This is a genomic window from Pseudomonas sp. DW-iso3, from assembly GCF_058725305.1.
In genome coordinates, this window is sequence record NZ_JBZXDZ010000009.1 from 263,578 (window position 1) to 290,288 (window position 26,711).

Consider the following 26,711-nt stretch of genomic DNA (forward strand, 5'->3'; position numbering starts at 1 on the left):
AGGACGCTGGAAACTTTCAGCCAAAAATCACAGTCAGCCATAAACAGGGGGCCAGGCCCCCACTTCTTCCACAGGAGCAATCATGGCTGCGATCCCCGACTGGGTGCCCATCACCCCCAGCGTCGCCATCACTCGCTTCACGGTGCTGACGGTCAATATCCACAAGGGCTTCACTGCCCTGAACCGACGTTTCATCCTGCCCGAGCTGCGTGAAGCGGTGCGCAGCGTGGGCGCCGACATGGTGTTCCTCCAGGAAATCCACGGCACCCACGAACGCCACCCCCAGCGCTTCAGTGACTGGCCGAACATGCCGCAGTACGAGTTCCTCGCCGACAGCATCTGGCCGCAGTTCGCCTACGGGCGCAATGCCGTCTATCCCCATGGCGACCACGGCAATGCGCTGCTGTCGAAATTCCAGATCGTGCGCCATGACAACCTCGATATCTCCCAAAGCGGCCATGAAAACCGTGGCCTGCTGCATTGCGTGCTGCGTATGCCAGGTACCGGCCAGGAGATACATGCGATTTGCATCCACCTGGGCTTGCGCGAGGTACACCGCCAGCAGCAATTACGCCTGATCGAACAGCGCATCAGCGAGATCCCGGCCGACGCGCCGCTGGTGGTCGCCGGTGATTTCAACGATTGGCGACAAAAGGCCGACCTGAGCAAGGCCGGCTTGAAGGAGGTGTTTATTGAATCCATGGGCAAACCTGCGCGCACCTTCCCGGCGCGCCTGCCGTTGCTGGCGCTGGACCGGATTTATGTGCGCAATCTGAAGGTGCATAACCCTAGGGTGCTGACGACTCGGCCTTGGTCCCACCTGTCCGACCATGTACCGCTCTCGGTGGAGATCGAGCTATGAACGTGGCCGTGGAACATATCTCCACCGACCAGCCGCCGGACGAAGCCAAGGCTCGCGACCTGGATTACGGCTGGCAGAGTGGCAACCAGATTGAGTTGCTGGAGAACGGCGAGGCCTATTTTCCCAAGGTGTTCGAAGCCCTGCGCGCGGCCCGACGGGAGATTCTGCTGGAGACCTTCATCCTCTTCGAAGACAAGGTAGGCCATGAGCTGCAGGGCATCTTGATCGAGGCCGCAGAGCGTGGGGTCAAGGTAGTGGTCAGCCTGGACGGTTTTGGTTGTGGCGAACTGAGCCCAACGTTTCTCGGCGAACTGGCGGCCGCCGGGGTCACGGTGCAAATGTTTGACCCCGCATCCAAGACCCTGGGTTTTCGCACCAATTGGTTTCGCCGCCTGCACCGCAAGATTGTGGTGGTGGACGCTGAAGTGGCGTTTATCGGCGGGATCAATTTCTCCGCCGATCACCTGGGGGATTTCGGCCCCGAAGCCAAGCAGGATTACGCGGTGCAGGTAATAGGCCCCGCCGTGGCTGACCTGCATCACTTCGCCCTGGCGCAAAGCGGTCGCCAGGTCCGCACGCGACGTGGCTGGCGGCGGCGCCAGCAGCGGCCTTCGTTGTGGTCCACCGACAAGGGCGATGGCCTGGTGCGCTTGATTTATCGGGACAACGTACAGCATCGCGATGACATCGAAGAGGCGTATATCCACGCGCTGAGCAAGGCACAAAAACGCGCGGTGATTGCCAACGCCTACTTCTTCCCAGGCTATCGCCTGCTGCGCGAAATCCGCAACGCCGCGCGCCGGGGCGTGCACGTGCAACTGATCATGCAGGGCCAGCCAGACGTCCTGCTGGCCAAACTGGCGGCGCGGATGCTCTACGACTACCTGCTCAAGGATGGCGTGGTGATCCACGAATATTGTCAGCGCCCGCTGCACGGCAAAGTCGCGTTGGTGGATGACGAATGGAGCACCGTGGGGTCGAGCAATCTGGACCCGTTGAGCCTGTCGCTGAACCTGGAAGCCAACGTATTGATTCGCGACCGCGGATTCAATCAACAGCTCTACAAACGCCTGGAGATACTCGCCCGCGACCACTGCCAGACCATGCCGGAAAACCGCAAGCCGCGCCTGTGGCTCTGGCGATTGACGGTGGGTTTTCTGGTGTTTCATGTGATGCGCCATTTCCCTGCGTTGACGGGTTGGCTGCCCGCGCACAAGCCACGTTTGAAACCGATTGAGAGCCAGGCCAATGACCACTGAATCCAGGTTCAAACGCTGGAAGAAACCGCTGACCATCGCCTTCTTCCTGGTGCTGATCGTGTTGTTCACCCTGCTCGCGCGGCGTATCGATTGGAGCGAAGTGGTGCAAACCCTGGGCGACTTCAAGGTGCGCACACTGGTGATTGCAGGTGCACTGACACTGTGCAGTTTTCTGGTGTACGCCAGCTTCGACTTGATCGGCCGCACCTACATCCGTCAGAACCTGGTGTGGAAGCAGATCCTGCCGGTGGGCATCATCAGCTACGCCTTCAACCTCAATCTGAGCGCGTGGGTCGGCGGCATTGCCATGCGTTATCGGCTGTATTCGCGACTAGGGGTGAGCACCAGCAATATCGCCAAGATCCTCGGTCTGAGCCTGGCCACCAATTGGTTTGGCTACATGGCGATTGCCGGGGTGGTGTTCAGCAGCGGCCTGGTGACCATGCCGCCGGGATGGAAAGTCAGCACCACCGCATTGCAAGGCATTGGCGCATTGTTGGTACTGGCCAGCCTCGGCTATCTACTGGCCTGCCAGTTTTCGAAGAAACGCGCGTGGACGATTCGCGGCATGGAAATCAACCTGCCATCGGTGCGCATGGCGTGCCTGCAGTTGATGCTGGGCGCGTTGAATTGGTCGCTGATGGCCGCGGTGATCTTCACCCTGTTGCCGGCCAAGCTGGACTATCCGCTGGTGCTGGGCGTGTTGTTGATCAGCGCGATTGCCGGGGTGCTGACCCATATTCCGGCCGGGCTGGGTGTGCTCGAAGCGGTCTTTATTGCGCTGTTGCAGCATGAAGCGTCGCGGGGCAGCTTACTGGCCGGGTTGATTGCGTATCGGGCCATCTACTTTATTGTGCCGCTGCTGATCGCACTGGTGATGTATCTGGGCGTGGAGGCGAAGGCAAAGGCGTTGCGGGTGAAAAAAACACCCGCCTGAACGCTTACTGGGATTGGATGATGCTCAACCGCTCGCCCACCACCATCTCGGTGATCCAGTCCACCAGGATTGAGGTGTACGCTTGCTGGGACACCGGATCGCTGAGGGAATGGTCGGCGCCGTCGATGATGCGATGGGTCAGGGAGTGAGTCTGCTGGCACGCCGCGCGGTAACTCATGATGGTGGCATGGGGCACGTGGTCATCGGTTTCCGACTCAACGATCAAGACATCCCCGGTAAACGCCGAACACGCGTGCAAGGCGCGATTGGTTTCGGCGTGGACCAAGGTGCTGCGGTAATCCATCAGGTCGGCCTTGTCCAGATCACGCTTGGGCTTGAGCCACTCATGATCGCGGTACAGCGCCGGCACGCGCAGCGCCAGCCAGCGCACCGGGCGCAGTGAGGTGAGAATCGCCGCGAGGTAGCCACCGTAACTGGTGCCCACCACCGCGACCGCCGAGGTGTCGATGGCCGGGTGCGCCAACAGCCGGTCATAGGCCGCCAGCAGGTCGCGCAGGTTGTCTTCGCGGGTGACGCGCGACAATGGAATGCCCGTGCCAGCGTGCCCGCGCAAGTCGAAGGTCAGGCAGACACAGCCCAAGCCGGCGATGCCTTTGGCGCGCTCAAGGTCTCGCTCCTGGCTACCGCCCCAACCGTGCACAAACAACACGCCGGGCACTTTGGATTTGGGGCTCAGGAAGGTGCCGCTCATCTGTTCGTCGTCAATATCGATCGCAATGCTTTCGCTTCTAGCCGTCATAAGATTTAACCGTCACGTACTTGAGAAGAAACTCGCTGTTTTCCGCCGGGCCGCGATACACCTCGATGGCATCGGCCGGCAACGGTTGGTCCACATAGGCTTCCACGGAGGACACATGGATCGCACGCAGGCCAGGGTTGTTGATAAAACTTTGTAGCGCCGCGACTTCCGCGCTGCTGGCCCCGCCCATCCGCCAGGATTGTTCGAGCACACCACTGCGGCGCTGGCCGTCGCTGTCGAGACCTTGGGCAATGTCATAGTTGCGCCGCGATGCATAGAAGCCAGGGTAGGCTTCATCGGCAGCCGTATCGAAGACCTGGGCTTGTTTGATGGCTTCGCGTACGTCGTCGGGCAGTTGGAGCTGTAACAGGTCTTCGTAGTAACCCGGCACCACCAGCAGGTTGGAGCCACCGTAAACGTCTTCGCCCTGCCCGTCTTGCGTCAGGTATTGCTCGCCGCAGTAGCTGAACACGTAATCACCGATAAAGCTCTGGCCGACGCTGTGGGTGACCACGTCGTGCAGGTCTTGCTCCAGCACCACGCCTTCGCTAAAGCGTTTCGCGGCATCAGGTCGCGCCAGCACCGCTTCGAATTCATCCAGGCTGTGGATAACTTCCTGCCCTCGGCCCGCGCAGGCGTGCACGGGTTTCAAACGGATGGGTCCACTGTAGAGCAAGCGCGTGGCGGCTGGGCGCGCGTCTTCCAGTGCGAAAACGCTCAAGCCGTCCAGCACGACTTTACGGACACGCTCGCAGAACAGTGCCGACCAACCTTCGGGCGCTTTGGCTTCAGGGCCGAGCAAACCATGGCTGATGGCTTTGGTGCAGATGAAATCTTGGTCAACGTACCCGCCCCACAAATCCTGCGGCCCCGTGATATTGAGCGCTCGCGCCTGGGCCGGGCCGACCAGAGTTTGTGTGGGCAGCAGGTACAGCGCCAGCCCCGCGTGCAGATCAGCGTCATAACTGCCACCGAACTTGAGCCCGAGGATCTGCGCCAGCCAGCGCGCCAGGGCGCGGTTGGTTTCGATTTCATGCAGGGGCGCGCCCTCACGTGTGGAGTGAGCGACTACCAGCTTCTTGCGTTGAATCGGGGTCATGCGTCCCCCTTGGCCATCCCGCCATGTGTGTATACAGAACGTTGCAGAGATCAGGCCAAGGCGCTCTCGGGCAGGAATACTTTCAAATCAACCAGTTGCTGAAAAACCGATGGCAGTTGGCCTGCTCTTTTCTGCACGACGCCCTTCTGATGCGGCGGCGTTCTGCACGATTCACACGCCGAAACGGCTGCGGTAATCGCTGGGCGCCAGGCCGGTGATCTTCTTGAAGGTGGCGCGAAAGGCACTCGGGTCCTGGTAACCCACAGTCCAGGCGATATGGTCGATGGTACCGTTAGTGAATTCCAGCATCTGCCGCGCCTTGCCCACGCGCAAGTGCTGACAGTATTCGGTGGGTTTCAAACCCGTGGCGTTGCGAAAGCGCCGTAGGAAGGTGCGCTCTTCCAAACCGGCTTCCCGGGCCATCGCGGCCAGGGAAACATCCACCGCGCCGCTGGCCTGCAACCAGTGCTGAACCTTGAGGATGGCCGCGTCGCCGTGGCCGAGAATCGGCGCAAAGTTACTGCCGCATTGGCTGGCACTGTCGCTGTGTTCGATCACCAGGAACCGCGCGGTATCGGCCGCGATACTTGGGCCCATCAGGCGGTCGACCAGGCGCAGGCCGAGTTCGGACCAGGCCATCAAGCCGGCAGTGGTGATCAGGTCGCCGTCATCGACGATGGGCTTATCCGCCTCCAGGCGCACCGCCGGGTAACGGGCGGCGAAAGATTTGGCAGAAGACCAATGGGTGGTGGCACTACGTCCGTCAAGCAACCCACTGCGCGCCAGCATGATCGAGCCAATGCACACACCGCCCAACACCGTACCCGCCGCGTGTTGCTGGCGAATCCACTCCAACAGCGCGAGGGGCGCCTGGTCTTCGGTGAATTCACCAATCGACGGCGGCACCAGCACGGCCATCATCGGTTGCTCGGGGCCAGGGGGACTGCTGAATACGCGCGCCGGTTTACCGGTAACATCCACCTGCCAATGGCTGACCCGCAGCAAGGGCAATTGCGCGGATTGATGTTCGGCGGCGATGCGGTTGGCCACGCCGAACAGGTCGGTCAAGCCATGCACGGCGGCCAACTGCGCACCTTGATAGATCAACACGCCCAGCTCGACGACCACCATTGTCAGTTTTCCCCCTGTTATTGTCGGCGCAGCCAATCCCCGGTGCGGGCGCCAGCTAAGATACTGGGCCCATCAACCCATCACGAGGCAACACAACATGGCCAAGCAAGCGCTCATCCTAATCGATATCCAGAACGACTACTTCCCCCAAGGCAAGTGGCCACTCGACGGCGTGGACGCCGCGGCAGACAAGGCCGCGCAAGTACTGCAGGCGTTTCGCCAGGCAGGCGATGCGGTGATTCATGTGCGCCATGAGTTCACGTCCGATGACGCGCCGTTCTTCACGCCAGGCTCCGAAGGGGCGCATCTGCATTCCAAGGTGCTGAACGAAGGCAGTGAGCCGGTGGTGCTTAAACACTTTGTGAATGCGTTTCGCGAAACCAACCTGCGCGCACTGCTGGAACAACGCAGCATCACGGACCTGGTGGTGGTTGGCAGCATGAGCCACATGTGCATCGACGGCGTGGTACGGGCGGCGGCGGACCTGGGCTACAAGGTCACGGTGATTCATGACGCGTGCGCGACACGGGACCTGGAGTTCAATGGCCAGGTGATTCCGGCGGCGCAGGTGCATGGGGCGTACATGGCGTCGCTGGCCTTTGGTTATGCGGGTGTGGTGTCGGCAGATGAGTACTTGAAAGCGCAAGCGGCGGCGGCTTGACCGCCACTTGTCGTCTTAGCGTCAGCGGGTCGCGATGATGAACAGGCGCGGAAACGGCAGCAACACGGTGCCATCCGCCAGGGCTGGATAGGCCTGGGTAATCCGCGCCTGGTATTCCTGCAGGAAGGCGGCTTTCTCGCCGTCGGTCAAAGGCGCAAGGAACGGTCTGAGCGCCGATGCTTTGAACCACTCCACCACCGCCGCGTGGTCCGCCAACGGGTGCTGATACGTGGTGCGCCACACATCGACGGTACTGCAATGCTTGCTCAGCAGTTCGTAGTAGTAGCTCGCGGTATGACGCTGGTTGTGTTTGACCGCGCCGATCTTGGCCGACCAAGGACCATCGGCCGCGACGTCGCGGGCAAGCCGGTGGGCAGGCTCATCGAGGTTGTCCGGGGTTTGCACCGCCAGCGTGCCACCGGGCGTCAGTTGGCGGGCCAGGTGCGGGTAAAGCATGGCGTGGTCCGGTAACCATTGCAGGGACGCGTTGGCCAGGATCACATCGAAGGCTTGCACAGGTTTCCAGTCACCTATATCCGCCAGTTCGAAGCTCAGTGCCGGCAGCCGTTTGCGGGCGTCCACCAGCATGTCGTCGGAGCTGTCCAGGCCGGTGACATGGGCTTGCGGAAAACGCTCGGCCAGCACTTCGGTGGAGTTACCGGGGCCGCAGCCCAGATCCACGGCGTTGCGCACCTCGGCATTCGGAATGGCCGCGACCAAGTCACGGACGGGACGGGTGCGCTGCTGTTCGAACAGTGTGTATTGCTTGGCAGACCAGGTCATCGCGGCTTTCCATCTTGTTGACGTTGGCGCCAGCCTAAATCGTGTGAGCCTCGAGGACAAATACCGAGTGCTGCACGCCTGGTCCGCTTTGCCGAAAACAGCCTCCCCGGTACAAAGCGTTTATAGTCACGACACGTTGAAGATGACATACCTCGTTTTTTGCCTAGGGATGGGAGGCCTATATGACACTCGGAGAATTTCTCTCCCCGGTTACTGCACTTGTTCGATTGATCACCACGCTGTTCGGCCGAAAGCCCAACCTCCCCCATAAACGCCTGGAGGCGCGCCTGTTGCTCAGGGGCATCGTGGCTGAGATACCGAAAGAACTGCCGTTTCGCATATGTGATGAAGAAGGCAATCAGCACAGAGGCGTGTACGTGATCGGCATGTTGATCTGGAACAAAGGCAATCAACCAGTCGTGCAATCTGACCTGACGCCATCGGCGCCACTCCAGATACAGGTCGGCGATGACTGCACCCTGGTGAGCGCCAAGACCGTCCCTTTCGAAGACCAGACCGACTGTGCGGCAACGATTACAAGCCCGACGACAATACGCATCGACTTTGACTGCATAAACCCCGGTGAGTACCTGATTGTGCCCATCTTCGTGACGGGCAACGCCATGACCGAAGTCAAGATTATAGGGCGAATCATCGGGCAGGACAGTCCGATTGATCATACGGCGGAGGAAGTCAGGGCACCGTTCCTCGAACGCTTATCGATGTTGACCTGCTTGCTGCTCATCTTCAATACGTTGCCGGGGTTCTTCATCGCGGGCGCGCTTCTGCTACGGGACTACGGCCTGGACGTCATCTGGAACAAGCCCGAGAGCCTCCCGCCGTACTTGACGCTGCCGTTCACGATGGGCGCGATGATGCTCTTCCTGTTCATCACTTCTCGCATCGTGTATTGGGTCGAACGGCGAAATTATCCGCAGGGCTACCCCCTTCAAGCGGATCTTGAACCTCCCTTGCTGGAGAATATCCGGGCAATGCTCAGCACCGTGTTCAAAGGCAAGAAACATCGGATATCCACATCATTGTTCGACTGGGGAAAACCCATCTTGCTGACAGGCAAGAAAGCCAAACGACGCTCCGTGGATGATTGGATTCGATAGCCTCATGGCCAAGGCCTGTGTCACACCCAATAAAAAACCCCTGAGTCATGGGACCCAGGGGTTTGATGGATACTGACGCGAAGTCGTCCGTTACAATTTTTATGAACACCAAAAAGCATTAAATGGACTACCCCCGCTTGACTAAGCCAAGCTTGCCAAGCAAAAAAACTCAATTATTAAAGAGCAATAATACGCCAAGCCATTTCTTAGCTAACAGATTAAAAAACAGGAACTAAATAAAATCCGTCCCCTTTTCCATGGAAGGTTGGCGGCCGCTCCTTTCCTCACCGGTCATCTCATGGAGGAAAACAACGGGCCAGGCTCCTGAAAAACCCTCATGCGTACATGCCCTGCTCTCTGACCCCGGTGGGATTTCAATACCAAGCCATTGCGGTATTTCAATGTTGCCTTCCACTATTTATAAGGCGTCGGCTTCCACGCTGCGGACATTTCGAGGCTGTATTACACGGCCTATACACTCGCTGTCTAAGCTTCGCAGTGCCGGTTACCCGAGCACCACACAAGACTCGCTTCCGGTGGATGGCTGGTCCTTGCCGGACGGGGTTAGTACCCGCTCGGTTTCTTACGCCATTTCATGACGGCTTGCGCCGTCAATTCCAGGCGACCACGCTTTGTCTGGCGCACATAAATCCGTCCCCTTTTCCTTTCATCCCTTTTCCCCACCGATAGCACAAATACTAGTGCCTTTTTTTTCTTTACGACTTTTCAGCCATGACAACACCCAAATACCCGCACCTACTGGAACTCCGCAGTAAGCAGCGACTTTCAGAGAGGCATTGATAACGCCAGTCTCAAGCGCCCAATGACCCAGCTTGAAATATGCAATCGTCGCCACAAGTAAATTACCGACAATACCCACCATAAAAAAAACCAGAAAAAAATACACAACTAGCGTACCCAATAGGTACCAACCTACCGTTTTTGGCTTCATTTATTACTTCCCATATTAGATACACCACCGCTGACAATTTCAGACAATACAGAACCTGTCGCCGCTCCTGAGGTTTCGCTCGCAGTATTTCCTATTAATGGTTTCAACTGCCCTGTGATCACATTTCCGGATTTATAACCTATTGCAGTGCCTAGCACAGAGCCCAGCAACGAATACTTCGCATCCTCGCCCTTGATTACACTGCCCAAATAAGCGCCGCTCAATCCGTATCCTTGAGTCAGCCAGAACCCCTTCCCTTGCGTTAATCCTCCAACCGTCGCGGCGATGGATACATCGGTATAGTTAACGTCCTTACCCGTCGATAGCTGATAGCCGAAATTTGCACCGCCGGAAATCAAGGCACCCGCTACCAGCCCTCCTATCCCTACAGCAGGTGCTTCAACTGCCGCCAGGGGCAGACCAACACCGATTGACCATGCTTGTACAAGTCCATTGGCAGGCATTGGCCCATCAAAACCATCGCCCCTCAGGTGCGAACTCATTGCAGCGGTAGCCTGGTCTGGCGTTCCACCCTCTTTAAGCACTTTTTCACCTGCACTCACAGCCCCCGCAATGGCGGGCCCACCAATATGAAACTCATCATTATATTTTTTTGCGTTTCCGGCTACCCAGCTAGCGGTTGCAGGATCACCGTTGACTAGAGCACCCGCCAAAACGCCGACGAGTTGAGCGGTGCCTACCCGGAACTGGGTATCCGTGGCAAACCGGGAGTCCAGGTAGTTACCCAGTTTTTCCGTTGCGAAAGCTGTCAATCCTTCTGAGGCGGCGCCGGCTAAAGCCCCGGTCTTGAAGTCTCCACCTTTAGCGCTTGATAACGCTCCTCCCAATACAGCATGCATCAAGACTTTTTGTGCCGACCCTGGGGTTATTTTCAGGTACTCAGCCAAATCGCCCACCTGCTTGTTGCCAAAGGCTGCCGTCAGGTCCAGCCCTTCGGAAACTGCGGCTGCGCCAAGATTGTCCTTCAAGCTACCGCCGTTAATCGCCGTATTGATGCTGCCGGCTACCAAAGCGTGGGTAGTGCTGCGCAGCACATTGTCACTGACCGTGTTCCAGTCCAGCATGCTCTTGCTATAACCAGGGTTATTGACCCCGTCGCGTTAAGAATCAACGCCCCGTCGGTATTCCAACCACCGACAGCGGTGTCTATTCCGGCCAGGACTCCGCTAGTGACCATTTGCGTCGCGTAACCCTTGATCGCATCTTTACTGGTGGCCGCTTTCAGTCCCGCACCAATATCACCGCCGCCATTGATTGTCCCAACCGCAAAGTTGCTAGCCATAGCCCCCGCGAGGGGCCCCAGGTAGATGCTGGCGACAATCGAAATAATCAGCGCGGGTGCGGCACCTAATCCCGATTGCTTATAGTCCCAGCTGTCGTGGATCTCCTTGACCATTCGCCAATCAACTTGCCCATTGGCTTCAGCTACTTTGATCCAGGCAAGCTGAGGCTCGGCTTGAACCATTGCATCAATCGTCTGGCTGACAGTTTTTTGGTCAATCTGCTTGAGGTCTATATTGATCTTACCGGCGGCGCGAATAGCGAGTTGCCCCTGCCCCACCATCAAGGTCTGACGTAATGTCTCGTCAGTACTGCCTTCACCTTTGGCACTGTTCCACGCCATATCGCTCTTACTCTTTTCGTGACTCTCCTGCCGCGAGTCTTTAACCGCCTCAAATGTCACCGAGCCACCGCTGACAATCGCAATGTCCCCCCCACTCTGGAGCTTTGCCGCTTGAAACAGCTGATTACTGCCACTTTCGAGCATCATGCTCGAACCGGCTTTGATCTCGCTGCCCACATGGGTGACCTGGGTCACCTCATCACGCTGAGTTTTCTTGCTACCCCAACTCCCCTTTTTATTCATGTCATACAACGAGTAATGACTGTCTTGCGCGGCCAACAGCTTCAACTCCTCACCCGCCTGAATATAGGCTTCGTTGCCGGCGCTGATTTTGCTGGCAACCAGGGTCAGGTCGGTACCTGCAATAGCAACCAAGTTACCGCCAGCGTTTAGCTGAGCGGTTTGCTGGGTCACGTTGTCCAGTTGGGTCGTGGTTTTAGTATTGCCTTTTTTGCCTTTCGAATACTCGTGTTGCTCATTGGCCGCAGAAATAAGCGACACGTTTTCACCCGCTTCAACGCTCAGGTTCTTGGCAGCACTAACGGTGCTGGCAATAACCGCAATATCGCGCCGGGCCTCAATGGCCATGTGGCCGCCAACCTCCACCGTCGACGCATGTTGCAGGATGGTTTGCTCGGTGCCGCTGATGCGCCGCCGCTGATAGGCGTAGTCGTCCTGTTCGGTCTGGCTGGCGATCACTACGTCACGCCCTGCGCTCACACGCTGCGCGGTCTTAACCAACGGTTGATTTCGGCGACTGTCCAGCGGGCTGTCCGCACGTCTAACGATTTTGATCACACCCTGACTGAAATCTACGTCCTCTACCCGCAAATTGAGCAGTTCGCCCCGCCTAATGCCCAGATAGCGAAGCAGCGTTATGATTAAATAATTGCGCTGCTGGAGACCCTTACTAGAAAAAGGATTCTGCGGGTGATCTGGCCAAAGATACTCGAGTACCTAATCCACCAAATGGATGTCCAAGCCCCTCTCATCCCGGTCGACTGCTGAGATGTTCCTTACCTTTGGTCGGCATGCGTTGAGACGCTTAACCATTGCACTCACCTGACTCTCCGTCGCACTACTATCACGCCCGACACGTAATGTTTCAGCCAAAAAGCCAAGGTATTTTGACATTGTGCTGATCCGTGTGAATTGCGTCTGCGCACCGACGCTACGCGTATTACAAGCGACGGTTCTGCCGGCGTTAAGCTTCAAGGTGTGCACCTTCGCGGTTAGTTGTCGGCGCTCCCCACTTAACAGCCGGGCACTAAACGCGACCAACGAAGTAACTTCCTCGCGCAGGAGCAGTCGTCCTGTCGAAAACAACGCTTCAAGATTAATGCCTTGGTTTGCTTACCAGGCATACAGCACTTTAATTGCCGCAAGCGCCCCCTGCACTGTAGAAACGGAGAAGCCGCCAGCACGGACATGGGTCGTGATAAAGAGTGAGGGGTAATACAGAGGGATGCCCGTCTGGGCACTAACCAACAATTTATGCCGCTCGCCATGGCGGAATTGGATGTGTTTTATCGCCAATAAAGTCATCGGGATTACAACCCATGAAAATTTTACATTTTTCAAGGTAGTACACAATCCTGAAAATCGGCAAATCGCGACGTAAAACTTTACAACGTGAACCATCAAAAAAGCCCCTTAAATAGGGGCTTTCCGACAAAAACTTTACAATAAAGTCTCAGGTAAGTCCTAGAACGGAATATCGTCATCAAAGCTGTCAAAATCCGGAGCCGGTTGCGGGGCAGCCTGTTGTGGCGCTGGGCGCGACTCACGCTGTGGCTGCTGGCTTGGCTGCGGACGGGACTGCTGTGGACGCGGTGCCGAGTTGGACATGCCGCCCTGGCCTTGTTGGTCGCCCTGCGGACGGCCGCCCAGCAGTTGCATGGTGCCTTGCATGTCGACCACGATTTCAGTGGTGTAACGCTTGATGCCGTCTTTTTCCCACTCGCGGGTCTGCAGTTTGCCTTCGATGTAGACCTGCGAACCTTTGCGCAGGTACTCACCAGCGATCTCGGCAACCTTGCCGAACATCGACACGCGGTGCCATTCGGTTTTCTCGACCTTCTGGCCAGTCTGCTTGTCGGTCCACTGTTCGCTGGTCGCCAGACTCAGGTTGGTCACGGCGTTACCGTTAGGCAAGTAGCGAACTTCGGGATCCTGGCCGCATGTACCGACCAATATGACTTTGTTAACCCCACGGGCCATAACGTTCTCCTAGGCTGGGCGCGCTGTCGGCACTGGGTTGACCAGTTGCTCGAGCGTCGCGCGATCCAATAATTCGGTGTCCAATTTGATGTAAATGGCCGCCTCTTCCGCGACCACGACTGCATCTGTTACCCCTACGACGGCCTTAAGGCGCTCTACCAGGCCGCTTTCACGGATCGCCTCAGGCGATAGCGGCAAACGCAAACTTGTGACGTAGGGAGGTTCGCGCATGGTAACAGCAAAGGCCAGCCAAAGTGCAGCCAGCCCGGCGCATCCGAGGAAGACAACCGACAAACCGCCATGCTGGAACATCCAGCCCCCCATGATGCCGCCCAGTGCAGAACCGAGGAACTGGCTGGTGGAATACACCCCCATCGCCGTGCCCTTGCCACCGGCCGGTGAAACTTTACTGATCAGCGAAGGCAGTGACGCCTCCAGCAGGTTGAACGCAGTGAAGAACACCACCGTGCCGATTACCAGCGCCCGCAGGCTGTCGCCGAACTGCCAGAAGAATAGCTCAGTGAGCATCAGCGTCGTGACGGCACCGAGCAGGATTCGTTTCATTTTGCGTTTTTTCTCGCCATAAATGATGAACGGAATCATGGCGAAGAATGAGATCAGCAGCGCTGTCAGGTAGACCCACCAGTGCTGTTCCTTGGGCAGACCGGCTTTTTCCACCAGTGCCAGGGGCAAGGCAACGAAGCTGCACATCAGCATGGCGTGTAATACGAAGATACCTAAATCCAGGCGCAGCAGGTCGGGGTGCTTGAGTGTCGGCAAGAGTGCCTTGCGCGCGACACCCGATTCGCGATGCTGCAACGTGCCGGTGGAGCGCGGCACCATAAAGGCCACGATCACGATGCCGAACAGCGCCATGCCGCCGGTGGCGAGGAACAGTCCGTGCAGGCCGAACGCGCGGGTCAGCAAAGGGCCGACGACCATGGCCACGGCAAACGACAGACCGATGGTCATGCCGATCATGGCCATGGCCTTGGTGCGGTGTTGTTCGCGGGTCAGGTCCGACAGCAAGGCCATCACGGCCGCGGAAATCGCGCCGGCGCCTTGCAGGATACGCCCGGCAATCACGCCCCATATGGAGTCGGACTGGGCCGCCAGCACACTGCCGAGGGCAAACACGATCAGCCCGAGGTAGATCACCGGGCGACGGCCAATACGGTCGGAAATGATCCCGAACGGGATCTGGAAAATGGCCTGGGTCAGGCCATACGCGCCAATGGCCAGGCCAATCAATGCGGGGGTCGCGCCGGCGAGATCCATTCCATAGGTCGCCAGCACCGGCAACACCATAAACATGCCCAGCATACGGAAGGCGAACACCAGGGCCAGACCGCTTGCCGCTCGGGTCTCGCCGCTACTCATGCGCTCGCTGTGGGGATCGTGCATGGAAAAACCTCATGTGAACCGGCGGCGATTCTACCAGTCCCATCGATTGAGAGGGTATATGCGGCGCTTTGCCGCGCAGCTTTCATCTAAGGCTGCAAGCGGCCTTTTGACAGTGTATATTCATCCAGTCTTTAGCCGTATACTCCGGCATTATTTACGCCCGCCGTGCGAGGCCATCTTGGACAAGATCCTGATTCGTGGGGCTAGAACCCACAACCTGAAGAACATCGACCTGACCCTGCCCCGGGACAAACTGATCGTCATCACCGGTTTGTCCGGGTCCGGCAAATCTTCCCTGGCGTTCGACACGCTGTATGCCGAAGGCCAGCGTCGCTATGTGGAATCGCTGTCGGCCTATGCCCGCCAGTTCCTGTCGATGATGGAAAAGCCCGACGTCGACACCATTGAAGGCCTGTCGCCGGCGATCTCCATCGAACAGAAGTCGACCTCCCATAACCCGCGCTCCACCGTGGGCACCATCACCGAAATCTACGACTACCTGCGCCTGCTGTATGCACGTGTGGGTATTCCGCGTTGCCCGGACCACGACATTCCCCTGGAAGCCCAGACCGTCAGCCAGATGGTCGACCTGGTGCTGGCCCAGCCGGAAGGCGCCAAGCTGATGCTGCTGGCACCGGTGATCCGTGAGCGCAAGGGTGAACACCTTTCCGTCTTCGAAGAGCTGCGGGCGCAAGGTTTTGTACGTGCACGCATCAACGGCAAGCTCTATGAGCTGGACGAGGCGCCGAAGCTCGACAAGCAGAAGAAGCACTCGATCGATGTGGTCGTTGACCGTTTCAAAGTGCGCGCCGATCTGCAGCAGCGCCTGGCGGAATCCTTCGAAACCGCGTTGAAGCTGGCCGACGGCATTGCACTCGTGGCGCCGATGGACGACGAGCCGGGCGAAGAGATCATCTTCTCCGCGCGCTTTGCCTGCCCGATCTGCGGCCACGCCATCAGCGAGCTTGAACCCAAGCTGTTCTCCTTCAACAACCCGGCCGGCGCCTGCCCGACCTGTGATGGCCTGGGGGTGAAGCAGTTCTTCGACATCAAGCGCCTGGTCAACGGTGACATGACGCTGGCGGAGGGGGCGATACGCGGCTGGGATCGGCGCAACGTTTACTACTTCCAGATGCTGGGGTCGTTGGCGTCGCATTACAAATTCAGCCTGGAGGTACCGTTCAACCAACTGCCGGCGGACCAGCAGAAGGTCATCTTGCACGGCAGTGGTTCGCAGAACGTCGACTTCAAGTACCTGAACGACCGTGGCGATATCGTCAAGCGCTCGCACCCGTTCGAAGGCATCGTGCCGAACCTGGAGCGTCGCTACCGCGAGACAGAATCGGCCAGCGTGCGCGAAGAACTGGCGAAATTCCTCAGCACACAACCTTGCCCGGATTGCCGCGGCACTCGCCTGCGTCGTGAGGCGCGGCATGTGTGGGTGGGCGAGAAAACATTGCCGGCGGTGACCAACCTGCCGATCGGTGATGCCTGCGAATACTTTGGCGTACTCAAGCTGACCGGCCGCCGTGGAGAAATCGCCGACAAGATCCTCAAGGAGATTCGCGAGCGGTTGCAGTTCCTGGTCAACGTTGGCCTGGATTACCTCTCTCTGGACCGCAGCGCCGATACCTTGTCCGGCGGTGAAGCACAGCGCATCCGCCTGGCCAGCCAGATCGGCGCCGGCCTTGTGGGTGTGTTGTACATCCTCGACGAACCGTCGATTGGCCTGCACCAGCGCGACAACGATCGCCTGCTGGGTACGTTGAAACACCTGCGGGATATCGGCAACACGGTGATTGTGGTCGAACACGATGAAGACGCGATTCGCCTGGCGGATTACGTGGTTGATATCGGCCCGGGCGCCGGTGTGCATGGCGGACATATTGTCGCTGAAGGCACCCCGGCCGAAGTCATGGCTCACCCGGACTCGCTGACCGGCAAATACTTGTCTGGCCGCGTCAAGATCGAAGTGCCGGCCAAACGCACACCGCGTAACAAGAAGCTGGCGCTGCACCTCAAGGGCGCACGCGGTAACAACTTGCGCAATGTCGACTTGGAAATTCCAATTGGTTTGCTGACATGCGTGACCGGTGTTTCCGGCTCAGGTAAATCGACGCTCATAAACAACACGTTGTTTCCCTTGAGTGCCACTGCCCTGAACGGCGCGACCACCTTGGAAGCGGCGGCGCACGACAGCATCAAAGGCCTGGAACACCTGGATAAGGTGGTCGACATCGACCAAAGCCCGATTGGCCGGACGCCACGTTCCAACCCGGCGACCTACACCGGTTTGTTCACGCCCATTCGTGAACTGTTTGCCGGTGTTCCGGAATCCCGCTCACGGGGTTACGGGCCGGGTCGGTTCTCGTTCAACGTCAAGGGCGGACGCTGCGAAGCGTGCCAGGGCGACGGCTTGATCAAGGTGGAAATGCACTTCCTGCCGGACATCTACGTGCCGTGCGATGTGTGCAAAAGCAAGCGCTACAACCGCGAGACCCTGGAGATCAAGTACAAGGGCAAGAGCATCCACGAAACCCTGGAGATGACCATCGAGGAAGCGCGGGTGTTCTTCGACGCAGTTCCGGCGTTGGCGCGCAAACTGCAGACGCTGATGGACGTGGGTTTGTCGTATATCAAGCTGGGTCAGTCGGCGACCACGCTGTCAGGTGGTGAGGCGCAGCGGGTGAAGTTGTCTCGCGAGCTGTCCAAACGCGATACCGGCAAGACCCTGTATATCCTCGATGAGCCGACCACGGGCCTGCACTTCGCGGATATACAGCAATTGCTGGACGTGCTGCACCGCCTGCGCGACCACGGCAACACCGTGGTGGTAATCGAGCACAACCTTGATGTGATCAAGACGGCCGATTGGCTGGTGGACCTGGGGCCGGAAGGCGGTTCCAAGGGTGGCCAGATCATTGCCGTAGGCACGCCGGAGCAGGTCTCCGAAATGCCGCAGTCGCATACCGGTTACTACCTGAAGCCGTTGCTGGAACGCGACCGGGCCTGACCTTTTCAGGCCCAATGAAAAGCCCCTGTCACCTTGCGGTGACAGGGGCTTTTTTGTAGCCGGAAATCAGAACTGCGATTGCAGGTAATTCTCCAGGCCGATCAGCTTGATCAGGCCCAACTGCTTTTCAAGCCAGTAGGTGTGATCTTCTTCGGTGTCATTCAACTGCACCCGCAGGATTTCCCGGGTGACATAGTCGTTGTGCTGCTCGCAGAGTTCGATGCCTTTGCAGAGCGCGGCACGGACCTTGTACTCGAGGCGCAGGTCGGCAGCGAGCATGTCAGGTACGGTTGTGCCCACGTCCAGATCATCCGGACGCATACGCGGCGTGCCTTCGAGCATGAGGATACGGCGCATCAGTGCGTCGGCGTGCTGTGCCTCTTCTTCCATCTCATGGTTGATACGCTCGTAGAGCTCGGTAAAGCCCCAGTCTTCGTACATACGCGAGTGGATGAAATATTGGTCACGAGCAGCCAGTTCGCCCGTCAGCAACGTGTTGAGGTAATCGATTACGTCGGGGTGACCTTGCATCGCCCTACATCTCCCTGCTTGAAAGTCTGTAGTTTGAACCATGATGACCTGAAGGTCACGGGACCAACGGCAGAAAAGTGAAGATTTCCGGAGAAAAGTAGCTGAAATAACGCAAAAACCGCCCAAATGAGGGCGGTTCTGCTTATCGTTTAGAGTTAGTTAAGCGATACACCCAGTGCCTTTGCGATTGCTTCTCCATAAGCAGGATCTGCCTTGTAGAAGTGCTGCAATTGACGCTGGACCACATCACTGGAAACGCCGCCCATTGCTCCGGCGATATTGCTGGTGAGCAAGGCTTTCTGCTCATCGTTCATCAGGCGGAACAGCGCACCAGCGTGGCTGTAGTAGTCAGTGTCTTCCCGGTGATCGTAACGATCTGCCGCACCGCTCAAGGCCAAAGCAGGCTCAGCGTATTGAGGGGCTTGTTTCGGCGCATCGGCGTAGCTGTTCGGCTCGTAGTTGGGCGCTGCGCCACCGTTGCTGCCGAATGCCATCGAGCCATCACGCTGATAGCTGTTCACCGGGCTACGTGGGGCGTTCACCGGCAGTTGCTGGTGGTTGGTGCCAACACGGTAGCGGTGGGCATCTGCATACGCGAACACACGGCCTTGCAACATACGGTCTGGCGACAGGCCTACACCTGGAACCATGTTGCTAGGGCCGAACGCAGCCTGTTCCACTTCAGCGAAGTAGTTTTGTGGGTTGCGATTAAGCTCCAGTTCTCCGACTTCGATCAGCGGAAATTCCTTCTGCGACCAGGTTTTGGTCACATCAAAAGGATTTTCGTAATGAGCGTTGGCCTGAGCCTCGGTCATGATCTGGATGCAGACACGCCATTTCGGGAAGTCACCCCGTTCGATTGCACCGAACAGATCGCGCTGGGCGTAATCAGGGTCGGTACCGGCCAGACGAGCCGCTTCGGCGGGCGCCAGGTTCTTGATGCCCTGCTTGGTTTTGTAGTGCCACTTAACCCAGTGACGCTCGCCCTTGGCGTTGATCAGGCTATAAGTGTGGCTGCCGAAGCCGTGCATGTGGCGGTAGCCGTCAGGAATACCACGGTCCGAAAACAGGATGGTGACCTGGTGCAGTGCCTCTGGGGAGTGCGACCAGAAATCCCACATCATTTGTGCGCTTTTCAGGTTGCTTTGCGGCAGGCGTTTTTGGGTGTGGATGAAGTCCGGGAACTTCAACGGATCGCGGATGAAAAACACAGGGGTGTTGTTACCCACGATGTCCCAGTTGCCTTCTTCGGTGTAGAACTTCAAGGCGAAACCACGTGGGTCGCGCTCGGTATCAGCCGAACCGCGCTCCCCCCCTACGGTGGAAAACCGCAGGAAGGTAGGGGTTTGCTTGCCAACCGACTCGAACAGCTTGGCGCTGGTGTACTGAGTGATGTCTTGGGTGACCGTGAAAGTACCGTAGGCACCCGACCCCTTCGCATGCACACGACGCTCAGGAATGTTTTCACGGTTGAAGTGAGCGAGCTTCTCGATCAGGTGAAAATCGTCGAGCAGCAGCGGACCGCGCGGGCCGGCGGATCGGGAATTCTGGTTATCCGCAACGGGCGCGCCGCTGGCGGTAGTAAGGATTTTGTTCTGGCTCATGCTCAATTTCCCTCAGGTCGGACTTGGAACTGCCGGCTAATCGGCTTGGAGGAAGTATTGATCATCAATATGACGTCTACAAATTCATTAAATTGTAGGCATCGATAGAGAATAACTACCAAACTCCCCAAACGTCATAGTGCCAAGCCAAACCCCCGGAAGCTTGTACGCATCGCGCTTTTATTACGCGCACAAAAAACCGGGCACTAGGCCCGGTTCTTCGTTACAGCTTGTCGTCTTACTCGGCGCTTACAGCTTCGCCGGCAGTAGCACGATCAACCAACTCGACGTACGCCATAGGCGCGTTGTCGCCAGCGCGGAAACCGCACTTGAGGATGCGCAGGTAGCCACCCTCACGGGTAGCGTAACGCTTGCCCAGGTCGTTGAAGAGCTTACCAACGATAGCTTTCGAACGAGTACGGTCGAAAGCCAGACGGCGGTTAGCCAGGCTGTCTGTCTTGGCCAAAGTGATCAGCGGCTCAGCAACGCGACGCAGTTCTTTAGCTTTCGGCAGTGTAGTTTTGATCAGCTCGTGCTCGAACAGCGACACCGCCATGTTTTGGAACATGGCCTTGCGGTGCGAGCTGGTACGGCTCAGGTGACGACCACTTTTACGATGACGCATGGTTCATTCCTTACCAAACTCACGTTCGGTGATTACGACGATCAGGCAGTCGCCTTGTCGTCCTTCTTAAGACTTGCAGGCGGCCAGTTGTCGAGGCGCATGCCGAGGGACAGACCGCGGGAGGCCAGAACGTCCTTGATTTCAGTCAAGGATTTCTTGCCCAGGTTCGGAGTCTTCAACAGTTCTACTTCGGTACGCTGAATCAGGTCGCCGATGTAGTAAATGTTTTCCGCCTTAAGGCAGTTAGCCGAACGTACAGTCAGTTCCAGATCGTCAACCGGGCGAAGCAGGATCGGATCGATCTCGTCTTCCTGCTCGATTACCACTGGTTCGCTGTCACCTTTGAGGTCGACGAACGCAGCCAACTGCTGTTGCAGAATGGTTGCAGCGCGGCGGATAGCCTCTTCAGGATCCAGAGTACCGTTGGTTTCCAGATCAATAACCAGCTTGTCCAGGTTAGTACGCTGTTCGACACGGGCGTTTTCCACCACGTATGCGATACGGCGAACCGGGCTGAACGAAGAGTCAAGCTGCAAGCGACCAATGCTGCGGCTTTCGTCTTCATCGCTCTGACGCGAGTCGGCCGGTTCATAACCACGACCACGAGCTACGGTGAGCTTCATGTTCAGGGCGCCGTTAGACGCCAGGTTAGCGATTACGTGATCGGGGTTAACGATCTCGACATCATGATCCAGCTGAATATCGGCAGCGGTAACCACCCCCGAACCCTTCTTCGACAAGGTCAGCGTAACTTCGTCACGGCCGTGCAGCTTGATAGCCAGACCTTTAAGGTTCAACAGGATTTCAATTACGTCTTCCTGTACACCTTCGATGGCGCTGTACTCGTGGAGCACACCGTCAATCTCGGCCTCGACTACTGCACAGCCGGGCATTGAGGACAACAGGATGCGGCGCAGCGCGTTGCCCAGGGTGTGGCCAAAACCACGCTCGAGAGGCTCGAGAGTAATTTTGGCGCGGGTTGGACTGACAACCTGCACATCAATGTGGCGGGGTGTCAGGAACTCATTTACCGAAATCTGCATGGATGCACCTATTTTCTAGCCCTTACTTGGAGTAGAGCTCGACAATCAGGCTTTCGTTGATGTCGGCGGACAGATCACTGCGAGCAGGAACGTTCTTGAAAACGCCCGACTTCTTCTCAGTGTCTACTTCTACCCATTCTACGCGGCCACGTTGGGCACACAGATCGAGAGCTTGGACAATGCGAAGTTGGTTTTTTGCTTTCTCGCGAACTGCGACCACGTCACCAGCACGAACCTGGTAGGACGGAACGTTTACGGTCTGACCGTTAACGCTGATCGACTTGTGCGATACCAGCTGACGGGATTCGGCACGAGTAGAACCAAAGCCCATACGGTATACAACGTTGTCCAGACGGCATTCGAGCAGTTGCAGCAGGTTTTCACCGGTTGCACCTTTCTTGCCAGCAGCTTCTTTGTAGTAGCCGCTAAACTGACGCTCGAGAACGCCGTAGATACGACGGACCTTCTGCTTTTCACGCAGTTGGGTGCCGTAATCGGACTGGCGACCGCGGCGTTGGCCGTGGATACCAGGTGCTGCTTCAATGTTGCACTTCGATTCGATCGCGCGCACGCCGCTCTTCAGGAAGAGATCGGTGCCTTCGCGACGAGCGAGTTTGCATTTTGGACCAATGTAACGAGCCATTCTTTACAATCTCCTGGATTACACGCGGCGCTTCTTCGGCGGACGGCACCCGTTGTGCGGGATTGGCGTCACGTCGGTGATGCTGGCGATCTTATAGCCACAGCCGTTCAAAGCACGGACAGCAGACTCACGACCTGGACCTGGACCTTTGACGTTAACGTCGAGGTTTTTCAGGCCGTATTCCAGCGCAGCTTGACCAGCACGTTCAGCAGCTACTTGAGCAGCAAACGGGGTGGACTTGCGGGAACCGCGGAAACCCGAACCACCGGAGGTAGCCCAAGAAAGCGCGTTACCTTGACGGTCGGTGATGGTCACGATGGTGTTGTTAAAAGAAGCATGGATGTGGGCGATGCCATCAACCACTGTCTTTTTAACTTTTTTACGAGGACGAGCAGCAGGTTTTGCCATGATAATTTTCCTGTCGATTCGCTGGGGCGATTACTTGCGGATCGGCTTACGCGGACCTTTACGGGTACGCGCGTTAGTCTTGGTACGCTGACCGCGTACTGGAAGACCACGACGATGACGCAGACCGCGATAGCAACCGAGGTCCATCAAACGCTTGATTTTCATGTTGATTTCGCGACGCAGGTCACCTTCAGTGGTGAACTTCGCCACTTCGCCACGCAGCTGTTCAATCTGCTCGTCGCTCAGATCCTTGATCTTAGCGGCTGGGTTTACCCCAGCAACTGCGCAAATTTTCTGCGCAGTAGTGCGACCAACACCATAGATGTAGGTCAGCGAGATAACAGTGTGCTTGTTATCTGGAATGTTAACGCCTGCAATACGGGCCATTCAGTGGGACTCCAATTGACAGCTACCTACGCCCCGGAAGCCAAGAAATAGGGCGCGAGATAATATCGCTGTAATAACAAATAATCAACCCGGCAGCGCACTAGCTGCCGGGCTTCAAGCGGATCACACTCAGCCTTGGCGCTGTTTGTGACGCGGTTCCGCGCTGCAAATTACTCGAACAACACCTTCGCGGCGAATAATCTTGCAGTTACGGCACAGCTTTTTCACCGATGCACGAACTTTCATCACCAACTCCTCGAACCTTATGGGGTACTCAGCGCAACATGCCGCTGCCGTAGCCCTTCAGGTTGGCTTTCTTCATCAGGGATTCGTACTGGTGCGAAACGAGGTGCGATTGTACTTGGGACATGAAGTCCATCACAACCACGACCACGATCAGCAACGAGGTCCCGCCAAGGTAGAACGGAACGTTTGCTGCAACCACCAGGAACTGGGGCAACAAGCACACGGCCGTCATATATAGAGCACCGAACAGGGTCAAACGAGTCAGAACACCATCAATGTAGCGTGCAGACTGCTCACCTGGACGGATGCCCGGAATAAAGGCACCGGACTTCTTCAGGTTTTCCGCTACGTCTTTCGGATTGAACATCAACGCCGTATAGAAGAAGCAGAAGAAAATAATCCCTGCACTAAACAGCAGAATATTCAACGGCTGACCAGGAGCGATCGACTGAGAGAGGTCCTGCAGCCAGCCCATATTTTCGGACTGACCAAACCAGGTACCCAACGAAGCCGGAAACAGCAAAATGCTGCTCGCGAAAATTGCCGGAATTACACCGGCCATATTCACTTTCAGCGGCAAGTGGCTGGTCTGCGCAGCAAAAACCTTGCGGCCCTGCTGACGCTTGGCGTAGTGAACAGCAATACGACGCTGGCCACGCTCAATGAACACCACAAAACCGATAATCGCTACTGCCAGCAAACCGATGGCAACCAAGGCGAAAATGTTGATATCACCCTGACGTGCAGACTCGAAAGACTGCCCAATCGCTCTCGGAAGACCGGCGACGATACCTGCGAAAATCAACATCGAGATACCGTTGCCAACACCACGCTCAGTAATCTGCTCACCCAGCCACATCATGAACATCGCACCAGCCACAAATGTGGATACCGCGACGAAATGGAAGCCAAAGTCACCAGTGAACGCAACGCCCTGCCCGGCCAGACCAACGGACATGCCGATAGCTTGGACCAAGGCGAGAACGACAGTGCCGTAGCGGGTGTACTGGCTAATCTTGCGACGGCCAGCTTCACCTTCCTTCTTCAACTGCTCCAGCTGCGGGCTGACGGCGGTCATCAGTTGCATGATGATCGATGCCGAAATGTACGGCATGATCCCCAATGCAAAAATGCTCATCCGTTCCAGCGCGCCGCCGGAAAACATGTTGAACAAGCTAAGAATGGTCCCCTCATTCTGTCGAAACAGGTCTGCGAGTCGGTCCGGGTTGATACCTGGAACCGGGATGTGTGCGCCTATTCGGTAGACGATAATCGCCAGGAACAGAAAACGCAGACGAGCCCAAAGTTCAGACATACCGCCTTTGCCGAGCGCTGAGAGAGCACCTTGCTTAGCCATTTATTCCTCGAACTTGCCGCCAGCTGCTTCGATAGCCGAACGCGCACCTTTGGTGGCGCCGATTCCCTTGCCGATAGTGACAGCGCGAGTCACTTCACCGGACAGCATGATTTTCACACGCTGTACGTTGACGTTGATCACGTTGGCATCTTTCAGGGTCTGCACAGTAACGATGTCGCCTTCCACTTTAGCCAGCTCGGACAGACGCACTTCTGCGCGGTCCATGGCCTTCAGGGATACGAAACCGAACTTAGGCAGGCGACGATGCAGCGGCTGTTGACCGCCTTCAAAGCCTGGAGCGATGGTGCCACCGGAGCGGGAGGTTTGACCTTTGTGGCCACGGCCACCAGTCTTACCCAAACCGCTACCGATACCACGGCCCGGACGATGCTTTTCGCGACGGGAACCCGGCGCTGGACTCAGATCATTGAGTTTCATCGATTAACCCTCTACACGCAGCATGTAGTAAGCCTTGTTGATCATCCCGCGATTCTCGGGAGTATCCTGGACTTCTACAGTGTGACCGATGCGACGCAGACCCAGACCTTTAACACACAGTTTGTGGTTAGGGATGCGGCCGGTCATGCTTTTGATCAGCGTTACTTTAACGGTAGCCATGATCAGAAGATCTCCTTGACAGTCAGGCCACGCTTGGCAGCGATGGACTCAGGAGATTGCATAGCTTTCAAACCTTTGAAAGTGGCGTGAACCACGTTTACCGGGTTAGTCGAGCCATAGCACTTGGCCAGAACGTTCTGAACGCCAGCAACTTCGAGAACAGCACGCATAGCGCCGCCAGCGATGATACCGGTACCTTCAGAAGCAGGCTGCATGTACACCTTCGAAGCGCCATGGGCGGACTTCATTGCGTACTGCAGAGTGGTGCCGTTCAGATCAACTTGGATCATGTTGCGACGAGCAGCTTCCATTGCCTTCTGGATCGCAGCAGGCACTTCACGCGACTTGCCACGGCCGAAGCCAACACGGCCCTTACCATCACCAACCACGGTCAACGCGGTGAAAGTGAAGATACGGCCGCCTTTAACGGTTTTGGCTACGCGGTTAACTTGAACCAGCTTCTCAATGTAGCCTTCGTCGCGCTTTTGGTCGTTATTTGACATAACTTAGAACTCCAGCCCAGCTTCACGAGCAGCATCAGCCAGCGCTTTCACGCGACCGTGGTACTTGAAGCCAGAGCGGTCGAAAGCCACTTGCGAGACGCCAGCGGCCTTAGCACGCGTAGCGACCAGCTGGCCAACCTTTGTGGCCGCGTCGATGTTGCCGGTGGCACCATCACGCAGTTCTTTATCCAAAGTCGAGGCGCTTGCCAGGACTTTGTTGCCGTCGGCCGAGATGACCTGGGCGTAGATGTGCTGCGACGAGCGGAACACGCAGAGACGCACGACTTCGAGTTCGTGCATTTTCAGGCGTGCTTTGCGAGCGCGACGCAGTCGAGTAACTTTTTTGTCGGTCATTTGCTATGCCCTACTTCTTCTTGGCTTCTTTACGACGGACGACTTCGTCCGCGTAGCGCACACCTTTGCCTTTGTACGGCTCTGGTGGACGGAAGTCGCGGATCTCAGCGGCCACTTGACCTACCAGCTGCTTATCGATGCCCTTGATCAGGATATCGGTCTGGCTAGGGGTCTCAGCAGTGATGCCCGCTGGCAGTTCGTAATCCACAGGGTGCGAGAAGCCAAGGGCCAGGTTCAAAACCGTGCCTTTTGCTTGCGCTTTGTAACCAACACCGACCAGCTGGAGCTTACGCTCGAAGCCTTGGCTTACGCCTTGGACCATGTTGTTTACCAACGCACGCGTGGTACCGGCCATTGCGCGAGTTTGTTGATCGCCATTGCGAGCAGCGAAACGCAGCTCACCAGCTTCTTCAACGATCTCAACGGACGAATGGATGTTCAGTTCAAGAGTACCCTTGGCACCCTTCACCGAAAGCTGTTGGCCTGCGAATTTGACTTCGACACCGGCTGGCAGCTTAACGGGGTTCTTAGCGACGCGAGACATGCTT

General features: G+C 57.2%; 28 protein-coding genes and 1 pseudogene. 6 read left to right on the forward strand and 23 right to left on the reverse strand.

What is annotated here, in order from left to right; all coding sequences use genetic code 11:
• Positions 1–82: 82 nt before the first annotated feature.
• From AC4PS7_RS25385 to AC4PS7_RS25395, 3 genes are read left to right on the forward strand one after another with little or no spacing between them, the layout of a single operon-like run.
• Positions 83–862: an endonuclease/exonuclease/phosphatase family protein gene (locus AC4PS7_RS25385; RefSeq protein ID WP_010206859.1), complete on the forward strand. Its 780-nt coding sequence runs from the start codon at positions 83–85 to the stop codon at positions 860–862.
• Positions 859–2,121 (forward strand): cardiolipin synthase ClsB, encoded by a 1,263-nt coding sequence (clsB, locus tag AC4PS7_RS25390; RefSeq protein ID WP_010206860.1) that lies wholly within the window; start codon positions 859–861, stop codon positions 2,119–2,121. Before AC4PS7_RS25385 ends, clsB begins: the two co-directional genes overlap by 4 nt.
• A complete protein-coding gene (locus AC4PS7_RS25395) occupies positions 2,111–3,058 on the forward strand; it encodes a lysylphosphatidylglycerol synthase domain-containing protein (protein WP_010206861.1) in 948 nt (315 codons plus the stop codon). The genes clsB and AC4PS7_RS25395 overlap by 11 nt, the downstream gene beginning before the upstream one ends.
• A 4-nt stretch (positions 3,059–3,062) precedes the next feature.
• On the opposite strand, the gene AC4PS7_RS25400 is transcribed toward AC4PS7_RS25395, so the two are convergent.
• From AC4PS7_RS25400 to AC4PS7_RS25410, 3 genes are all read right to left on the reverse strand, one after another.
• On the reverse strand, positions 3,063–3,818 hold the full coding sequence (locus tag AC4PS7_RS25400) for an alpha/beta hydrolase family protein (RefSeq protein ID WP_010206862.1): 756 nt from the start codon (positions 3,816–3,818) through the stop codon (positions 3,063–3,065).
• The gene (locus AC4PS7_RS25405; RefSeq protein WP_198730165.1) at positions 3,808–4,917 is read right to left on the reverse strand and encodes a DUF3182 family protein; all 1,110 of its coding nucleotides are present in this window, start codon (positions 4,915–4,917) and stop codon (positions 3,808–3,810) included. The genes AC4PS7_RS25400 and AC4PS7_RS25405 overlap by 11 nt, the downstream gene beginning before the upstream one ends.
• Positions 4,918–5,088: 171 nt before the next feature.
• Positions 5,089–6,048: a GlxA family transcriptional regulator gene (locus AC4PS7_RS25410; protein WP_198730166.1), complete on the reverse strand. Its 960-nt coding sequence runs from the start codon at positions 6,046–6,048 to the stop codon at positions 5,089–5,091.
• Between the two features lie 97 nt (positions 6,049–6,145).
• On the opposite strand from AC4PS7_RS25410, the gene AC4PS7_RS25415 reads away from it, so the two are divergent.
• Positions 6,146–6,709 carry a cysteine hydrolase family protein gene (locus tag AC4PS7_RS25415; protein WP_010206868.1) on the forward strand — a complete coding sequence of 188 codons (564 nt, stop codon included), beginning with the start codon at positions 6,146–6,148 and terminating at the stop codon, positions 6,707–6,709.
• 21 nt (positions 6,710–6,730) lie between these two features.
• On the opposite strand, the gene tam is transcribed toward AC4PS7_RS25415, so the two are convergent.
• Positions 6,731–7,492 carry a trans-aconitate 2-methyltransferase gene (tam, locus tag AC4PS7_RS25420; protein WP_154974658.1) on the reverse strand — a complete coding sequence of 254 codons (762 nt, stop codon included), beginning with the start codon at positions 7,490–7,492 and terminating at the stop codon, positions 6,731–6,733.
• 182 nt (positions 7,493–7,674) lie between these two features.
• Here tam and AC4PS7_RS25425 point away from each other — a divergent pair, with 182 nt between their 5' ends.
• On the forward strand, positions 7,675–8,610 hold the full coding sequence (locus AC4PS7_RS25425; protein ID WP_106120205.1) for a hypothetical protein: 936 nt from the start codon (positions 7,675–7,677) through the stop codon (positions 8,608–8,610).
• Between the two features lie 667 nt (positions 8,611–9,277).
• Here the strand turns inward: AC4PS7_RS25425 and AC4PS7_RS25430 are convergent.
• From AC4PS7_RS25430 to AC4PS7_RS25450, 5 genes and pseudogenes are all read right to left on the reverse strand, one after another.
• Positions 9,278–9,562 carry a hypothetical protein gene (locus AC4PS7_RS25430; protein ID WP_305436619.1) on the reverse strand — a complete coding sequence of 95 codons (285 nt, stop codon included), beginning with the start codon at positions 9,560–9,562 and terminating at the stop codon, positions 9,278–9,280.
• Positions 9,559–11,927, reverse strand: a pseudogene (locus AC4PS7_RS25435) (DUF637 domain-containing protein); the annotation flags it as partial. The gene AC4PS7_RS25430 and the pseudogene AC4PS7_RS25435, both read right to left, overlap by 4 nt.
• Positions 11,928–12,560: 633 nt before the next feature.
• Positions 12,561–12,848: a hypothetical protein gene (locus AC4PS7_RS25440; RefSeq protein WP_010206872.1), complete on the reverse strand. Its 288-nt coding sequence runs from the start codon at positions 12,846–12,848 to the stop codon at positions 12,561–12,563.
• 63 nt (positions 12,849–12,911) lie between these two features.
• Positions 12,912–13,427: a single-stranded DNA-binding protein gene (locus AC4PS7_RS25445; RefSeq protein ID WP_003232445.1), complete on the reverse strand. Its 516-nt coding sequence runs from the start codon at positions 13,425–13,427 to the stop codon at positions 12,912–12,914.
• Between the two features lie 9 nt (positions 13,428–13,436).
• Positions 13,437–14,831: an MFS transporter gene (locus AC4PS7_RS25450; RefSeq protein ID WP_010206876.1), complete on the reverse strand. Its 1,395-nt coding sequence runs from the start codon at positions 14,829–14,831 to the stop codon at positions 13,437–13,439.
• A gap of 178 nt (positions 14,832–15,009) precedes the next feature.
• Here AC4PS7_RS25450 and uvrA point away from each other — a divergent pair, with 178 nt between their 5' ends.
• Complete coding sequence (uvrA, locus tag AC4PS7_RS25455) at positions 15,010–17,844, forward strand: excinuclease ABC subunit UvrA (RefSeq protein ID WP_010206877.1); 2,835 nt, start codon at positions 15,010–15,012, stop codon at positions 17,842–17,844.
• Positions 17,845–17,910: 66 nt separating this feature from the next.
• On the opposite strand, the gene bfr is transcribed toward uvrA, so the two are convergent.
• The 14 genes from bfr to rplF all read right to left on the reverse strand — a co-directional run bounded on the left by bfr (position 17,911) and on the right by rplF (position 26,707).
• On the reverse strand, positions 17,911–18,375 hold the full coding sequence (gene bfr / locus AC4PS7_RS25460; protein WP_003176400.1) for a bacterioferritin: 465 nt from the start codon (positions 18,373–18,375) through the stop codon (positions 17,911–17,913).
• 155 nt (positions 18,376–18,530) lie between these two features.
• Positions 18,531–19,979 carry a catalase gene (locus tag AC4PS7_RS25465; protein WP_010206879.1) on the reverse strand — a complete coding sequence of 483 codons (1,449 nt, stop codon included), beginning with the start codon at positions 19,977–19,979 and terminating at the stop codon, positions 18,531–18,533.
• A gap of 238 nt (positions 19,980–20,217) precedes the next feature.
• On the reverse strand, positions 20,218–20,604 hold the full coding sequence (rplQ, locus tag AC4PS7_RS25470) for a 50S ribosomal protein L17 (RefSeq protein ID WP_003176402.1): 387 nt from the start codon (positions 20,602–20,604) through the stop codon (positions 20,218–20,220).
• Between the two features lie 41 nt (positions 20,605–20,645).
• Positions 20,646–21,647, reverse strand: a complete 1,002-nt coding sequence (locus AC4PS7_RS25475) for a DNA-directed RNA polymerase subunit alpha (protein ID WP_003176403.1) — start codon at positions 21,645–21,647, stop codon at positions 20,646–20,648.
• Positions 21,648–21,669: 22 nt separating this feature from the next.
• Positions 21,670–22,290 carry a 30S ribosomal protein S4 gene (rpsD, locus tag AC4PS7_RS25480; RefSeq protein ID WP_003176404.1) on the reverse strand — a complete coding sequence of 207 codons (621 nt, stop codon included), beginning with the start codon at positions 22,288–22,290 and terminating at the stop codon, positions 21,670–21,672.
• Positions 22,291–22,308: 18 nt separating this feature from the next.
• Positions 22,309–22,698: a 30S ribosomal protein S11 gene (gene rpsK / locus AC4PS7_RS25485; RefSeq protein ID WP_002555466.1), complete on the reverse strand. Its 390-nt coding sequence runs from the start codon at positions 22,696–22,698 to the stop codon at positions 22,309–22,311.
• Positions 22,699–22,728: 30 nt separating this feature from the next.
• The gene (gene rpsM / locus AC4PS7_RS25490; RefSeq protein ID WP_003194635.1) at positions 22,729–23,085 is read right to left on the reverse strand and encodes a 30S ribosomal protein S13; all 357 of its coding nucleotides are present in this window, start codon (positions 23,083–23,085) and stop codon (positions 22,729–22,731) included.
• A gap of 129 nt (positions 23,086–23,214) precedes the next feature.
• Complete coding sequence (rpmJ, locus tag AC4PS7_RS25495; RefSeq protein ID WP_002555468.1) at positions 23,215–23,331, reverse strand: 50S ribosomal protein L36; 117 nt, start codon at positions 23,329–23,331, stop codon at positions 23,215–23,217.
• A 28-nt stretch (positions 23,332–23,359) separates the two neighbouring features.
• Positions 23,360–24,688, reverse strand: coding sequence for a preprotein translocase subunit SecY (secY, locus tag AC4PS7_RS25500; protein WP_003194637.1), 1,329 nt, complete (start codon positions 24,686–24,688; stop codon positions 23,360–23,362).
• A complete protein-coding gene (rplO, locus tag AC4PS7_RS25505) occupies positions 24,689–25,126 on the reverse strand; it encodes a 50S ribosomal protein L15 (protein WP_003176407.1) in 438 nt (145 codons plus the stop codon). It lies immediately after the preceding gene.
• A 3-nt stretch (positions 25,127–25,129) separates the two neighbouring features.
• Entirely contained in the window at positions 25,130–25,306 is a 177-nt protein-coding gene (rpmD, locus tag AC4PS7_RS25510; protein ID WP_003176408.1) for a 50S ribosomal protein L30, read from the reverse strand.
• A 2-nt stretch (positions 25,307–25,308) separates the two neighbouring features.
• A complete protein-coding gene (gene rpsE, locus AC4PS7_RS25515) occupies positions 25,309–25,809 on the reverse strand; it encodes a 30S ribosomal protein S5 (protein ID WP_003176409.1) in 501 nt (166 codons plus the stop codon).
• 3 nt (positions 25,810–25,812) lie between these two features.
• The gene (gene rplR, locus AC4PS7_RS25520) at positions 25,813–26,163 is read right to left on the reverse strand and encodes a 50S ribosomal protein L18 (protein ID WP_003186037.1); all 351 of its coding nucleotides are present in this window, start codon (positions 26,161–26,163) and stop codon (positions 25,813–25,815) included.
• A gap of 10 nt (positions 26,164–26,173) precedes the next feature.
• Positions 26,174–26,707 carry a 50S ribosomal protein L6 gene (gene rplF, locus AC4PS7_RS25525; RefSeq protein WP_003194640.1) on the reverse strand — a complete coding sequence of 178 codons (534 nt, stop codon included), beginning with the start codon at positions 26,705–26,707 and terminating at the stop codon, positions 26,174–26,176.
• Positions 26,708–26,711 lie beyond the last annotated feature (4 nt).